Raw genomic sequence first — 13,749 nt, forward strand, 5'->3', positions numbered from 1 at the left:
GGCTGCCCAGGTGTCACTCCCGAGCCCCGCACAGCGTCAGCCGCACCGCTTCGAGCATCTGCTCCTCCACGTCCCTGCCCTCGCTCGCGCTGCCGATGAAGGAGACATGACCATCCGGCCGGATCAGCATGGCATCCGCCTCTGCCAGTCCGTAGAGACGGTCGAAGTCTGCCGCGTCGCAGTGAAGATCACCCTCCGGCAGGCACACGGTGTGCAGGGACACCCCGTACGCGGAGCCGGCGGCGTGCGCTGCCTTGGCCCAGCCCTGCCCGTTGGGGCCGTGCAGCAGGGTCAGTCGGCCGTCGAAGAGGTCCAACGTCGATGTCCGACGGCCCTGAGCATCGCTCAGCCACAGGTGCGGTGCCCGGCGGCCCACCGCGGCGACGAAGGGGTCCGTGGAGGGCTCCCCGCTGCCGGCGTCGAGCGCACCCTGGGTGTAACGGAAGGCCAGGTCCCGTTCGATCGCGGCCACGTGGGCGCGCTGGCGGGCCATGACGTCTCCGGCCGGTTTCCCGGCCGTCATGCGATCCCATACCTCACGGAAGCGGGCCGCGTTGGTGGTGCTCCACTGCGCGTTGGACACAGCGATGGGCCGGCGCTCCGTCTCGTAGCTGTTCAGGAGCGCATCCCCGGCAGCACCAGCGCGGACCAGCGACAGCTTCCATACCAGGTTGTGCACGTCCTGCACTCCGGTGTTGAGCCCGAACCCACCGGTGGGCGGAAAGACGTGCGCCGCGTCACCCGCCAGGAAGACCCGCCCGACGCGGTAGCGGTCGGCGACCTTCGCCTCCACCGTGTACGTGGCAGCGCTGACGACATCCGCCTCGCACGCGACACCGACCGCGGTGTGGATCAGTGCCTTCGCCTGTTCCTCGGACAGAATTCCCGGATGGTTGCTGTCCGGGCCCGGCATCCGGAAGGTGAGCCAGCGCTTCTTGCCGTCGACCGGTGCGACCGTGACGAACCCGCCGGACGGATCGGCGGTCAGGAACTGGATGGCGGAGCGCTCCTGAACGAGGTGGGAGATGTCACCGTGCCAGTACGCGCTCTGCCAGTAGCCCAGCATTTGCCCCGTCATCTGCACGCCGAGAGCAGCGCGGGTGGCGCTGGCGGCGCCGTCGGCCGCGATGACGTAGTCGGCGACGATGGTGTCCGCGCGGCCGCTGTCCTGGTCGACCACGGTCGCGGTCACCTGGGAGGGGGCCTGGGCCAGTTGTTCCAGACGCAGCCCGAAGCGCGCGTCGATGCCAGGTGTGGCACTGACGCGTGCCCGCAGCAGCCGCTCCAGATCGTCCTGCGGGACACGGCAGGATCCCGTCGGACTCAGCGCGGTCTCTTCCGGCCCAGCGGGGGTGCGGCCGTACTCCTCGCCGCTGAGGGAGTTGCAGTAGATGAACCCGTAGGCGGGGTCCGGCGGCGCCATGGCGCGGATCTCCTGCTCCAGTCCCCATGAGCGGAACAGCTCCATCGCGCGGTTGCGCACGCCGCGCGCCTTGGGATGGTTGTAGGGCGTGGGGAACTGCTCCACGAGGGTGCAGGCGACGCCGTAGCGCGCGGCGAGCAGGGCAGCGCTCAGACCCACGGGCCCGCCGCCGATCACCAGGAGTTCGGTGCGCTTCATCGGACCACCTCGTCGATGACGGGCGTCTCCATGACGCCGAGGCCGGTGATCTCCATACGGACGACGTCGCCTTCGAACAGGAACAGCGGGGGATCCTGGAACGCGCCGCAGCCGGTCGTCGTGCCGGTGAAGATGATGTCGCCCGGCGAGAGCTCCAGGACCTTGCTGAAGTCCTCGATCAGTCCGGGAATATCGACGATCATCTCCGAGCTCCAGCCGTCCTGGCGCAGCTCGTCGTTGATCCAGCACCGCAGGCGCAGGTTGTGCGGGTCGGGGATCTCGTCCTTGGTGGCAAGCCAGGGGCCGAACGGCGCCCCGGTCGGGATGCCCTTCGCCCGGGTGATCTGCGAGTAGAGAGGGCTCAGTTCGATGTCCTTGAACGCCATGTCGCGTGCTGTGACGTCGTTGCCGATCATGTAGCCGGCGACATGGTCGAAGGCGCGCCCCCGGGGAATGTGGTGTCCGCCGCGCCCGATCACGACGGCGATCTCGGTCTCGTAGTCGAGCTGCTGCGACCGGGCCGGCCGCACGAGGGCGTCGTGCGGGCCGATGACGGTGTTGGACGGCTTGAAAATGATCAGCGGCTCGGACGGGGACGGCGCGTCCTTCATGCCGACGGCCTCATCGACGTGCGACTGGTAGTTCCCTCCCGCCACGATGATCTTCTCGGGGTGGGGAATGGGAGCGCCCAGACGGGTCGCGGAGACGGGCACCGTCTCGACGTCGCCGCGCAACTGCTCCTCGATCAGCGGCTGCAGATAGTCGAGCAAGGCGAGGATGCTGTTGATGTCCAGAGCGGGCAGCCCCGCACGCATCAGCACCGGCGCCAGCGGCACGATGTGCTCATCGTCCAGCAGCACACCGGGCTGTTCGCTGCGCGCAGGTCCGAAACTGACGATCCTCATGAACGGTCTCCTTGGCACGTGAGAGGCGAAGAGATGACAGGCGCACCGGGGCCTGCGGACAGAAAGTCGAAGTCGCAGCCTTCAGGGCTTTGTTGAATGTGCCGGTGGTACAGCGATGCGTAACCGCGCGCAGGGCGCGGGGGAGGGCTTGTCGGAGTACGCCGCTTGAGTTCGGCCGAATCGACGTCCAGGTCGAGGCGGCCTGTCTCGGTGTCCACAACGATCAGATCGCCGTCGCGGACCAGGGCCAAAGGCCCGCCCACGGCGGATTCGGGAGCGACGTGAAGGACCACTGCGCCGGTGGCGGTGCCGCTCATCCGCGCATCGGAGATACGCACCATGTCGGTGACGCCCTGGCGCAGCAGCCGTTTGGGAATCGGCAACTGGCCGACCTCCGGCATACCGGGGCCGCCCACGGGACCGGCGCCGCGCAGGACGAGGACGGAGTCCGCGGTGATGTCCAGACCGGGATCGTCGATCCGCGCGTTCAGGTCGGCGACGCCGTCGAACACCACAGCACGTCCGCGATGGCGCCACAGCCGCGGATCGGCCGCGGACCGCTTGATGACCGCCCCGTCGGGAGCGAGCGTGCCTTTCAGCATCACCAGCCCGCCCGAGGGGAAAACCGGGTCTGCCGCACTGCGCAGGGCGGGACTGGCCCGTCTTTCGAAGCGGTCGAGAACACGAGCCCAGGGCTCGCCGGTGCCGGCCAGAGCGTCGCCGTGGATCAGATGCCGCAGCTCGGTCATGACCGCACGCAGCCCGCCGGCGTCCTCCAGGTCCTCCAGCAGACGAGGCCCTGATGGCCGCACATCGGCGAGGACCGGGGTGGTGCGGCTCCACTCGTCCATGGTTTCCGGCCCGATACGCAGGTTCGCGCGGCCGGCGATGGCCTCGAGATGAATGACGGCATTGGTCGATCCGCTCACTGCGCACAGCACCCGGAAGGCGTTCTCCAGTGACCGGGCACAGACGTATGCGCTGGGCGGTTGTCCCGAGCGGGTGAGCTCGACCGCTCTCCTGCCGGTTTCCTCCGCCATGGCCTTGCGGGCGGCTCCGGCCGCGGGCAGCAGACTGGAGCCCGGCAGGCTCATCCCCAGCGTCTCGGCGAGCATGGCCATGGTGACTGCGGTGCCCAGCACGTTGCACGTGCCGATGCCGGGGACCAGTCTGCCTTCCAGCGATTCCCATGCGGCATCGTCCAGCTCACCGGCGCGCCGCCGGTCCGACAACGCCCACAGATCGTCGATGGTCAGCGGGGCCTCCTCCCACCGTGCGGTTGCCCGCGGGCCGGCCGTCAGGGCGATGGCGGGCTTCCCGGCGCTCAACGCGCCCATGAGCTGCGCGGGCAGGGTCTTGTCGCAGCCGCCCAGCAGGACCACCCCGTCGATGGGCGATGCCGTGACCATTTCCTCGACGTCCATCGCCATGAGGTTGCGCAGGTAGAGGGTGCTGGGACGGATGAACGGCTCGGCCAGGGAGATGGTGGGGAACTCCAGTGGGAACCCCCCGGCCGCCGTCACTCCGCGCTTGACGAACTCCGCAAGATCCCGCAGACCGCTGTTGCAGGGGTTCAGCTCGCTCCATGCACTGCAGATCCCGATGACGGGCCGGCGGCGCACCGTCGCCGAGGAGTGCCCGGCGCCGCGCATGAACGCGCGATGAATGAACCCGTCCCGGTCACCTGAGGAAAAGGCCTCACCATCGGTCGGTTTCGTTCCGTTCTGGGACATCAGGGCGACTCCTTGCAGGCTGCGCCGGCAGACAGCGGCTGGCCGGGGCCTTCCGTGCCGGTACTGCCGTGCCGGTCATACGCCCGGGCGAGCTGGGCGATGTCGTGGTACGCCGCGCCGCTTTGGAGAAGGGAGTCGAACAGGCGCTGCGCGGATGCGAAGACCGGCAGGTCCAGCTCCAGGGCACGCGCCGCATCCGCCACCAGGTCTTGCACGGCGTGGAGTCCGCCGACGGTGGATCCGGACGGTGCATCGGATGGTGTCAGGGCCGCAGGCAGGCAATAGTCCAGCATGGTGCTGGCCGCCCAGCCGGACATCAGCACTGCCTTGCTCTGCTCGGCGGGCAGCGCGAACCGGTCGATGAGCGCGGCTGCCTCGGCGGCGGCCGCGACGTGGATGCTGACCAGCAGCTGGTTGACGAGTTTCAGTTCGAGCCCGGCCCCGACCGGCCCCACATGAACGATCTGGGAGCAGTACGTCCCCACCAGCGGGCGCACGAGGTCCAGGTGGTCCGCCTGCCCGCCGGCGATTGCGGTCAGCGTTCCCTCGTCGGCACGTCGTGGTCCTCCTGTGACGGGGATGTCGAGGAGTTCCGCACCGCAGGCCGAGAGGCGGGCGGCCGCAGCGCGTGCCAGCCGGGGGGCGTGCGTGCCGTGCTCGATCAGGATCTGACCCTCGCGGATTGCGGTCAGCAGCCCGTCGTCGCCGAAGTAGACAGCGTGGAAGGCGGCTTCGTCGAGCAGGCAGCCGATGACGATGTCGGCATGGGCGGCGAGCTGGCGCGGGGTCGTGGCAAGCGCTGCACCCGCCTCGAGCAGGGAGGAGACCTTCTTGGGAGTGCGTGCGTGCACGGTCAGGGGGTAGCCGGCGGCCAGCAGGCGATGGGCCATGGGCCGTCCCATGACGCCTGCGCCGGCGAAACCGATGCGGGGTTTGCTGGTCCCGGTCACGGCTGCGTCTCCCGCGTCGTCCCGCCGAAGAACAAAGCTCCCATGTCGGGATCGGCAAGCAGTTCGGCGGCCCCGCTGGTATGCAGGACCCGTCCGCCTTCCAGCACGACGCCGTTGTCGGCCATGGACAGTCCGAAGCGCACGTTCTGCTCGACGATGAGCACGGTGACGCCCTGCTGGTTGAGCGCCTTCACCGAGCTGGCGAGCTGCCGGCACGCCTTGGGGTCCAGCCCCAGCGACGGCTCGTCCAGCAACACCACGCCGGGGTTGAGCATCAAAGCCCGGGCGAACTCCACCGTGCGGCGCTGTCCGCCTGAGAGGGACGCGGCCCGGTCGTTGGCACGCTCGGCTATCAGAGGAAAGATCTGAGCGATCTCCTCGTAGCGGGCGCGGTTGCGCTCGCGCTGACGCCGGTTGACATAGGCGCCCAGTTGGACGTTCTCCCGAACGGTAAGGGTGGGGAACAGGCCGTGGTGCTGGGGCACCTGGACGACACCGAGCCGCAGGATGGCGGCCGGGGTGAGTCCACCGATGTCCTGACTGCCGAGGAGTATCTGGCCTTTGCGCGGCCGCAACAGCCCGCTGCAGGTCTTGAGCACCGTCGACTTCCCGGCTCCGTTGGGTCCGACGATGCAGGTGATGCTGCCCTCGGCCACGGCGAAGTCGACGCCGCGCAGGATGTCACCGGCGCGGCCGTAACCGGCGACCAGACCCTTGAAAGTGATCATGAAGTGGCTCCGGATGTTGCACCGTGGGCGGAATGGCCGCCGAGATAGGCGTCCAGGACCGCCGGGTTGCGTTCGATCTGCCCGGGCGCGCCGCTGGCCAGGACCCTGCCCTGCGCCAGGACATGGATGCGGTCGCACAACGACAGCACCATGGGCATGTTGTGTTCGACGATGAGCACGGTCATGCCGCAGCCGTTCAGCTGCCGGATGATGGCGCTCAGGCGTTCCACCAGAGCGGGACTGATACCAGCCGCGGGCTCGTCCAGAAGCAGCAGCTGCGGCTCGAGCATCAGCGCCTGGGCGAGCTCGACGAGCTTTTGCTGCCCGTAGGAGAGCTGTCCTGCCGGATGGTCGGCATACGCGCCCATCCCGACGAAGTCCAGCCACTCGCGGGCTCGTTTGGCCTCGCTGCCGCTGATGGCGCTGGCGCGCAGGCGGCCCAGAGAGAACGCGTCACTGGCAACCGCCAGGTTTTCCAGCGTCGTCAGGTGGGGGAAGACACGCGTGGCCTGGTAGGTGCGGGCGAGCCCCGCGTGGGCGCGCTGCCACCGGGCCAGAGTGTGAACCATCCGTCCGGACAGCTGAATGGTGCCGGCATCCTGCCGCAGACTGCCGTCCAGGAGATTGAAGACGGTGGTCTTCCCGGATCCGTTCGGGCCGATCAATCCGGTGATGGAACCGCGTTCGACGGTGAACGAGCAGTCCTGGACCGCGTGCACACCGCCGAAGGACTTGCGCAGGCCGTCCACCGTGACGAGCGGCCGGGCCAAGGCGCCGTCGCCGGCAGAGGGACGAAGCCGCTCGCTCACGGATGCGGGCAGAGTGGCGGGAAGGTCCGGCAGCCGGCGCCCCGCGGTTGCCTGCGGTTCACCTCCGCGGATCCGGCGCCACCACTTCGCGCCTTCCACCAGCACGCCCTTGGGGAAGAACAGGACGACGGCGGCCAGCAGAGCACCGTAGATCACCAGACGCCATGCGCCCGCGTCGGGGCCGCTGAGCTGCTGGTTGGTCAGCTGTGTCAGCGGTTCCAGGAGGAAGGCGCCGAGGACGGGGCCCCACAGGGTGCCCACGCCGCCGAGGTGAGCGGCCAGCACGATCTGCATGGCGATGACGATGTCGAACATGGCCGCAGGCTCCAGGAAGGAGACGTAGTAGCCGTAGATCCCTCCGGCGATCCCGATCGGGAAGGCGCTGGCCGCGAAGGCCAGCATCTTGTAGCGGTCTGCCCGCACGCCGACGCCTTCGGCCTTCGACTCGTCGTCGTGGATCGCCAGCAGGCCGATGCCAAGCTTGGAGCGGCGTATGGCCCACGAGCCCCACACCGTCACAGCGAGCAGGACGAGCAAGGAGTAGTAGAACGGCCAGTTGTGGACGTCCCGGTCCCAGGTGGGCAGAGGCAGCGGAAGGCCGTGGTTGCCTCCGGTCAGCCCCGTCCAGTTGGAAGCCAGCAGACCGGTCAGTTCCAGGAAGGCGAAGCTGACGATGACGAAGGCGATGCCCCGTGTGCGGCGGCCGGTGAGGGCCAGGACCACGGCGAAGAAGGCGGCGACGACGCCGCCCACGGGAGCGGCGAGGAAGGGAGAGATGTCCAGGTGGATGGCCAGGAGCGCGGAGGTGTAGGCACCGATGCCCAAGAAGGCGCTCTGGCCCAGCGAGATGTAGCCGGTGTACCCAGAGATGATGTTCCATCCCGAGGCCATGATGGCCATCAGGAACGCCATGATGGCCATGTTCTGGTAGTAGGCGTTGTCCGAGAGAACCGGGAACAGCAGCAGGAGGGCCGCCGCAGCGCCGATGACGCTGCGCCGTACGTGCGTGGTGGTCATGCGCGGCTCATGTCCTCTCGCAGGCGGATGCCCATCAGGCCCTGCGGGCGGGCCAGCAGCACCAGGATGATCACGAGGTACGGGACGGCGGTGGCCCAGTCGGGCGCTATGTAGGCCGCCGTGAGCGACTCCGCCAGAGCGATGAGGACTGCTCCGAGGACGCTGCCGGGCAGACTGCCCATCCCGCCGAGCACGATGATGCTGAGCATGAGTCCGATCCAGTGGTCGGTGGAGCTCGGCGTGAACGGGTAGAGAACGCTGAGCAGTGCACCGCCGGCGCCTGCGGCTGCGACACCGAGCGCGAAGGCGGCGGCCCGCACTTTGCGCACCTCGATGCCGATCAGCCGGGCACCGTCCGAGCTCGACGCGGCGGCCTGCACCGACTGTCCGAGCCAGGTGTACCGCAGCAGCGCGTACAGCCCTGCCAGGATGGCCACCGCCACCAGGCAGGCGTAGAGCTGCGCCTGGGGAAAGTGCAGACTGCCCAGGGTGAATGACCTGTTGGCGTACGCCGGTGTCACCGCATGCTGGTCGTTGCCCCACAGCAGGGCCATGATCCCCTTGGTGATGAGGGCCAGGCCGAAGGTGGTGACCAGAGCCATGGCCGGATCGGTTGTGCGGGCACGCTCGATGAACAGGTAGTACGTCGCCCATCCGACGACGTACATCGACGGTGCGGTGACGAGCACCAGCAGCAGGGGATCGAGATCGACGGCCTTCCACAGGGAGTAGGTGAGGTAGGCGCTCAGTATGAGCATGGCGCCTTGCGCGAGGTTGACCACCTTCATGACCCCGAAGACCAGGTTCATGCCGGAGGCCACCAGCGAATAGACGCCGCCGACCAGCACGCCGAACACCAGAGTCTGAACCAGCTCAGTCACAGCATCCCCTTCGGTTGCGAGATGCGTTCGTCCGCTGTGGATGCCGGCTCACGACGACCACTCCGGCTTGGGGTTGACGAACTGCCGGGTGGTCTTCTGCTCGGCGGGAGCGACGATCTCGAAGGCGCCGTTCTGCCACTGCGCCAGCAGCAGGTCGCCGTCCGGCACGCCGCGTTTGTCCCAGCGCAGCGGTCCCACGATGGTGCTGACGGTATGGGTGTGCAGCCAGTCAGCCAGCTTGTCCTGGTCGAGGCTGCCGACAGCGGTCACGGCCGCCTCCAGCACCTGGCCCGCGGTGTAGGCGTTGGCGGAGTCCTCCGTGGGCGGCGTGCCGAACTTGTTCGTGTACGCCCGGACGAACTCGGCGTTACCCGCATGGTTTGCTTCGGGACTCCAGGCCACCGAGGTGAGGATGCCCTCGGTATTGCGGGCACCCACGGCCTTGGGGTAGGTCTCGACCAGACTGGGGCTGTTCGTCTGGAACAGCAGGGAAGGGCTGAACTGCTGTTTCTGGAAAGCCTTGACCAAGCCGGCGCCGTCGGCGCCGACAGCGCCGTGGACCACCAGATCCGGCTTTGTGCTCGCGATGCCGTTTGCGATCGTGTCGAAGTTCACCGTCTCCGGTGCGTACTTCTCGCTGTAGACGGTCTTCACGCCGAGTTCGGAGAGCTGTTCACGGAAGGCAGCGATGGCGACGTCGGTGTTGGGATCGTCCTGCGTGGGGTACGCCGCCGTCTTCGGACGGTCCTTCTCCGGCAGTGACGTGATCCAGGAGACGAACTGCTCCGGCATGTCGACGGACGTGCTGGGCTGCGCGAAAAACAGGTAGTCGAAGCCGCGCTCGAAGATCTCCGTTGCCCCGCCGGACGGCTCGACGTAGAGCATCTTGTTCCGCTCGGCGACCGCGGACGCTGGAAGGTTGAGCTTTGAGGAGAAGGTCCCGAGCAGCAGATCCACACGGTCCTGGCCGATCAGCCGGTTGTAGTTGGTGATGACGGTGTTCTGGTCGAAACCGTCGTCGAGGACCTTCAGTTCGACCATCCGCTTGAGCAGACCCCCCTTCTTGTTCAGCTGGGCGAGCCAGAGCTTGTAGCCCTGATAAGCGGGCTTGGAGGAGTCGGCGACCGGTCCGGACAGCGGCAGAGAGGCGCCGATCAGGACCGTGTCGTTGCCCGCGCCTGTTCCTGTTCCGCACGCACTTGCGGCGACAAGCGCGGCCACCGCTCCGAAGAGTGCCGTGCGTCGCCCGCCGCGGCTGTACCTGAGCATGACTCACCTCAAGTCGGTGATCGTGATTGCGAGTGAAGAGGACCGAGCCCCAACACCTCCGCTGCCGGCCCTTTTCGGCGTGGTGGCGATGTTGTTCCTGCCCCCTGTGGCGGGTGCAGGCGGTTCGGGCACGCGTGTCCGGATACGCAGGGATCAACTGCCGCCGCTGCGGTGACAGCGGCCCCAGTCGGCTGTGTGGCATGCCCCACAGCAGTTCATATTCAATGTATACATTGAAGGCAATCGGGGGGACAAGGCGTCGGCGCGAGGATTCTGCGCGCGTGATTCAGGTGCTGTGCAGGTCAGTCGCCTGATGCGAGATTGCGGCTGTAGGTGATCGAGGCCTCGCGGGCGTGGTCGGCCGCCGCACATGCGGCGGCCTCCGGATCGCCCTCGCTGATGGCTCGCACGATCATCGCGTGATGCACGGCGTTCAGCCGGGTGCGCCGGCTGATGTTGCTGCGGCTGACGATGGAGAAGCGCGCCCAGATGCGCTCAAGAGCATCCTCCAGCAGCGGATTGCCCGAGAGGCGGGCCAGCATCATGTGGAAGTCGAGGTTGGCTTTCCAGGTTCCTTCCACGTCCCCGGCAGCCCCGCGCTCCTCGACATGGCGGCCGGCTGCCTCGAACTGCCGCATCTGTGCGGGAGAAAGGTGCCCATCGCGCTGAGCGGTGGCCGCCAGCCGGGCAGCCAGTGCTTCCAGGGCTCCTTGGAGATCGGTCGCGTGACGCATGTCCTCTTCGGACAGGGAGCTGACGACCACGCCGCGCCCCGTGGAGGCGACGAGGCCGTCGCTCTGCAGACGGCGCAGTGCCTCACGTACCGGGGTGCGGCTCATGCCCAGGTCCTCGCAGATGCCAAGCTCGGTGAGCCTGTCTCCGGGGTTGTAGCGGCCGGCGATGAGCCGCTCGCGGAGCCTGCGGTAGGCGAGCTCGGCCTGGTTATGCATCCCGGGGCGCTCGTGGGGGCGGTCTGTGGGCGACGCCATACGTTATGTATACATTGAGTGCAGGATGTGCGGCAACAGGCGCTCGGCGCCACGACCGCCCTACCGTACCTCTTTGGCTCGCGCGAGGAACGGCCGCGCTCGGCGACCATCCTGTCCTGCCAGGGCCTGTCCCGGGCAACCGTATGCACCAGCGCTGCCGTCCGGCGCCGCGGGAAGGCCCGGGCCATGATCGGCGCTTGGGCTTGCGAGACGATGCCCGGCCCCGGACACCGTCCACGCGGCCCGGGGGGGCACAGGGCGGCCACGGCCCTGACGGACAGGCCGACACCCGTCCGGGCCTTGCGGCACATGCGCCCAGCGGATGACCAGCGAGCGGTGCATCCGCTGCGCACAAGGCAAGGCCGTCAAGCAAGCTCTGGGGCCCTGCCCCCTGGGCCACCGGCCGTCTCCCACGTCTTGCCGGTCCTCAACTGCCAGTCCGGGTACTTCTCGACGAGCCGCGCGCCTCTCCTAGACATCGGCCAGCAGGGTCGCCGGGCGCTCGATGCAGTCGGCGATGTAGCGAAGGAAGCCTCCTGCAACTCCGCCGTCGCACACCCGGTGGTCGAAACTCAGCGACAGCTGGGTGACCTTGCGCAGGACCAGCGCGCCGTCAGCGGCCCAGGGCTTGTCGATGATGCGGCCGACGCCGAGGATGCCGGCCTCGGGGTGGTTGATGACGGGGGTGGAGCCGTCCACCCCGAAGACGCCGTAATTGTTGAGGGTGAACGTTCCGCCGGTGAGCGCCTCGGGCGGCAGCTGGCCGGAGCGGGCCAGAGCGGTCAGACGGGCCAGCTCCGCGGCGATCTGAGTAGTGGTCATGCGGTGTGCGTCACGCACGACGGGAACCACCAGACCCCGCTCGGTCTGCGCGGCGAAGCCCAGGTTGACATGGGAGTACCGCACGATCTCGTTGCGGTCGGTGTCCACCGTGGAGTTCAGCTCGGGGAAGCGCCGCAGGCCCGCGACGCAGATACGGGCCAGCACGGCCAGCAGCCCGATGCGAGCGTCCGGGCGAGCCGCCTGGAAGGCGTTCTTCGCCTCCAGCAGGCCGGTGGCGTCCACGTCTACCCAGGTGGTGGCGTCGGGTATCTCCGTACGGCTGCGGGAGAGCTTCTCGGCCACCGCGCGGCGCAGCCCGCGCAGCGGTATGCGCTCGGCGGAGCCCGTCTCCGGCCGGACGGGAGCGGCTGGTGCGGACACCGTGCCCGCCGCGGCGATAACCCGCTCCACGTCCCGGCGCTGGATGATGCCGTGTGGTCCGCTGGGCGAGAGCGCGGCGAGGTCCACGCCGTGCTCGCGGGCCAGTCTGCGCACCAAGGGCGAGATCACGCGCGGGGCCGTCCTTGCCCGGCTCGCCGGCTCGGCGCTCCCGGAGGCGGGCGGTGCCGGGGCAGCGGTGCGATGAGTGCTCGCGGGAGCCCGCTTCGCGCCGGTACGGCGCCGCCGACGCGAGGCGGGGGCGTGGCCGGTGCCGTAGCCGATCAGGACGTTGCCGGAGCCGGCCCTCTCCTCCTCGCGGTAGCGGGCCGCCGCCGGGCCCTCGGCGACAGGCCCCGCGGGGGGCACCGGAGCGGTCTGCGGCGTGCCGACGGAGATGAGCGGGCGGCCCACCTCGACCGAGGTTCCGGCATCGGTGTGCAGTTTCAGCACCGTGCCCGCGTAGGGCACCGGCACCTCCACGGTGGCCTTGGCCGTCTCCACCTCCACGACGATCTGATCGATCTCGACGGTGTCGCCAACGGCGACCTTCCACTCGATGATCTCGGCCTCGGTGAGTCCCTCGCCGAGGTCGGGGAGGCGGAACAGCCGCTCAGTCGGCTCGCTGGTCATGACGCCTCCTGGGCCAGGTGCAGAACGTCGGGCTCGTCGTCGAACTGGAGGCGGTCGACCGCGTCGAGGACGCGGTCGACCCCGGGCAGGTGGGCGTGCTCCAGCTTGGGCGGGGGATAGGGGATGTCGAATCCCGTGACCCTCAGTACGGGTGCGGCCAGCGAGTGGAAGCAGCGCTCCTGCACCCGGGCGGCGATCTCCGCCGCGACCCCGGCGAATCCCTGGGCCTCCTGGATCACCACACAGCGGCCGGTCCGGCGCACCGAGTCGGTCACAGTCGCGTCGTCGAAGGGGACCAGCGTCCGCAGGTCGACGACCTCCAGCGCGATGCCGTCCTGCGCCGCGACCTCGGCCGCCTGGAGCGCCACCGGCACGCTGGGGCCGTAGGCGACCAAGGTCGCGTCGCGTCCCTCGCGCCGCGCCACCGCCTGCCCGAATGGCCGCGCCCCGCGGGCGTCGAGGGCGGCTTCCTCTTTCGACCAGTACAGCCGCTTGGGCTCCATGAAGACCACCGGGTCGGGGTCGGCGATTGCGTCGCGCAGCAGCCAGTAGGCGTCCTCGACCGTCGCCGGGGTGACGACCTTCAGACCGGGTGTGTGCGCGTAGTACGCCTCGCTGGAGTCGCAGTGGTGCTCAACTCCCCCGATGCCGCCCGCGTAGGGGATGCGGATCACCAGCGGCAGGGACAGGCGTCCGCGCGTCCGGTTGCGCAGCTTGGCGACGTGCGAGGCGATCTGCTCGAACGCCGGGTAGGCGAAGGCGTCGAACTGCATCTCGACCACGGGGCGGAAGCCGCCCATCGCCATGCCGACGGCCAGACCGACGATGCCGGACTCGGCGAGCGGGGTGTCGAAACACCGCTCCTCACCGAACTCCTTGGTCAGCCCGTCGGTGATCCGGAAGACGCCTCCCAGGGGGCCGACGTCCTCACCGAAGACCAGCACTCGCTCGTCCTCGCGCAGCGCGTCGCGCAGCGCCGTGTTCAGAGCCTGCGCCATTGTGACCGCGGTCATG

11 protein-coding genes are annotated in these 13,749 nt (G+C 68.8%); all 11 read right to left on the reverse strand.

Features of this window, described 5'->3' with window-relative positions:
- Positions 1-13: 13 nt before the first annotated feature.
- Positions 14-1,621: an FAD-dependent monooxygenase gene (locus tag STSP_RS24080; protein WP_067281941.1), complete on the reverse strand. Its 1,608-nt coding sequence runs from the start codon at positions 1,619-1,621 to the stop codon at positions 14-16.
- On the reverse strand, positions 1,618-2,526 hold the full coding sequence (locus STSP_RS24085) for a fumarylacetoacetate hydrolase family protein (RefSeq protein ID WP_067281944.1): 909 nt from the start codon (positions 2,524-2,526) through the stop codon (positions 1,618-1,620). Before STSP_RS24085 ends, STSP_RS24080 begins: the two co-directional genes overlap by 4 nt.
- Positions 2,523-4,259, reverse strand: a complete 1,737-nt coding sequence (locus tag STSP_RS24090) for a dihydroxy-acid dehydratase (protein ID WP_067281946.1) — start codon at positions 4,257-4,259, stop codon at positions 2,523-2,525. The genes STSP_RS24085 and STSP_RS24090 overlap by 4 nt, the downstream gene beginning before the upstream one ends.
- Complete coding sequence (locus STSP_RS24095; protein ID WP_067281948.1) at positions 4,259-5,209, reverse strand: NAD(P)-dependent oxidoreductase; 951 nt, start codon at positions 5,207-5,209, stop codon at positions 4,259-4,261. The genes STSP_RS24090 and STSP_RS24095 overlap by 1 nt, the downstream gene beginning before the upstream one ends.
- Positions 5,206-5,937 (reverse strand): ABC transporter ATP-binding protein, encoded by a 732-nt coding sequence (locus tag STSP_RS24100; protein WP_067281950.1) that lies wholly within the window; start codon positions 5,935-5,937, stop codon positions 5,206-5,208. Before STSP_RS24100 ends, STSP_RS24095 begins: the two co-directional genes overlap by 4 nt.
- On the reverse strand, positions 5,934-7,763 hold the full coding sequence (locus tag STSP_RS24105) for a branched-chain amino acid ABC transporter ATP-binding protein/permease (protein ID WP_067281953.1): 1,830 nt from the start codon (positions 7,761-7,763) through the stop codon (positions 5,934-5,936). Before STSP_RS24105 ends, STSP_RS24100 begins: the two co-directional genes overlap by 4 nt.
- The gene (locus STSP_RS24110; RefSeq protein ID WP_067281955.1) at positions 7,760-8,644 is read right to left on the reverse strand and encodes a branched-chain amino acid ABC transporter permease; all 885 of its coding nucleotides are present in this window, start codon (positions 8,642-8,644) and stop codon (positions 7,760-7,762) included. The genes STSP_RS24105 and STSP_RS24110 overlap by 4 nt, the downstream gene beginning before the upstream one ends.
- 48 nt (positions 8,645-8,692) lie before the next feature.
- Complete coding sequence (locus tag STSP_RS24115) at positions 8,693-9,913, reverse strand: amino acid ABC transporter substrate-binding protein (RefSeq protein ID WP_078067453.1); 1,221 nt, start codon at positions 9,911-9,913, stop codon at positions 8,693-8,695.
- 302 nt (positions 9,914-10,215) lie between these two features.
- Positions 10,216-10,902: a GntR family transcriptional regulator gene (locus STSP_RS24120; RefSeq protein ID WP_078067454.1), complete on the reverse strand. Its 687-nt coding sequence runs from the start codon at positions 10,900-10,902 to the stop codon at positions 10,216-10,218.
- A gap of 471 nt (positions 10,903-11,373) precedes the next feature.
- Complete coding sequence (locus STSP_RS24125; RefSeq protein WP_067281961.1) at positions 11,374-12,735, reverse strand: dihydrolipoamide acetyltransferase family protein; 1,362 nt, start codon at positions 12,733-12,735, stop codon at positions 11,374-11,376.
- Positions 12,732-13,748 (reverse strand): alpha-ketoacid dehydrogenase subunit beta, encoded by a 1,017-nt coding sequence (locus STSP_RS24130; RefSeq protein WP_067281964.1) that lies wholly within the window; start codon positions 13,746-13,748, stop codon positions 12,732-12,734. The genes STSP_RS24125 and STSP_RS24130 overlap by 4 nt, the downstream gene beginning before the upstream one ends.
- Between the last annotated feature and the right edge of the window lies 1 nt (position 13,749).

This window comes from Streptomyces jeddahensis (assembly GCF_001642995.1).
Classification (GTDB): Bacteria; Actinomycetota; Actinomycetes; order Streptomycetales; family Streptomycetaceae; genus Streptomyces; species Streptomyces jeddahensis.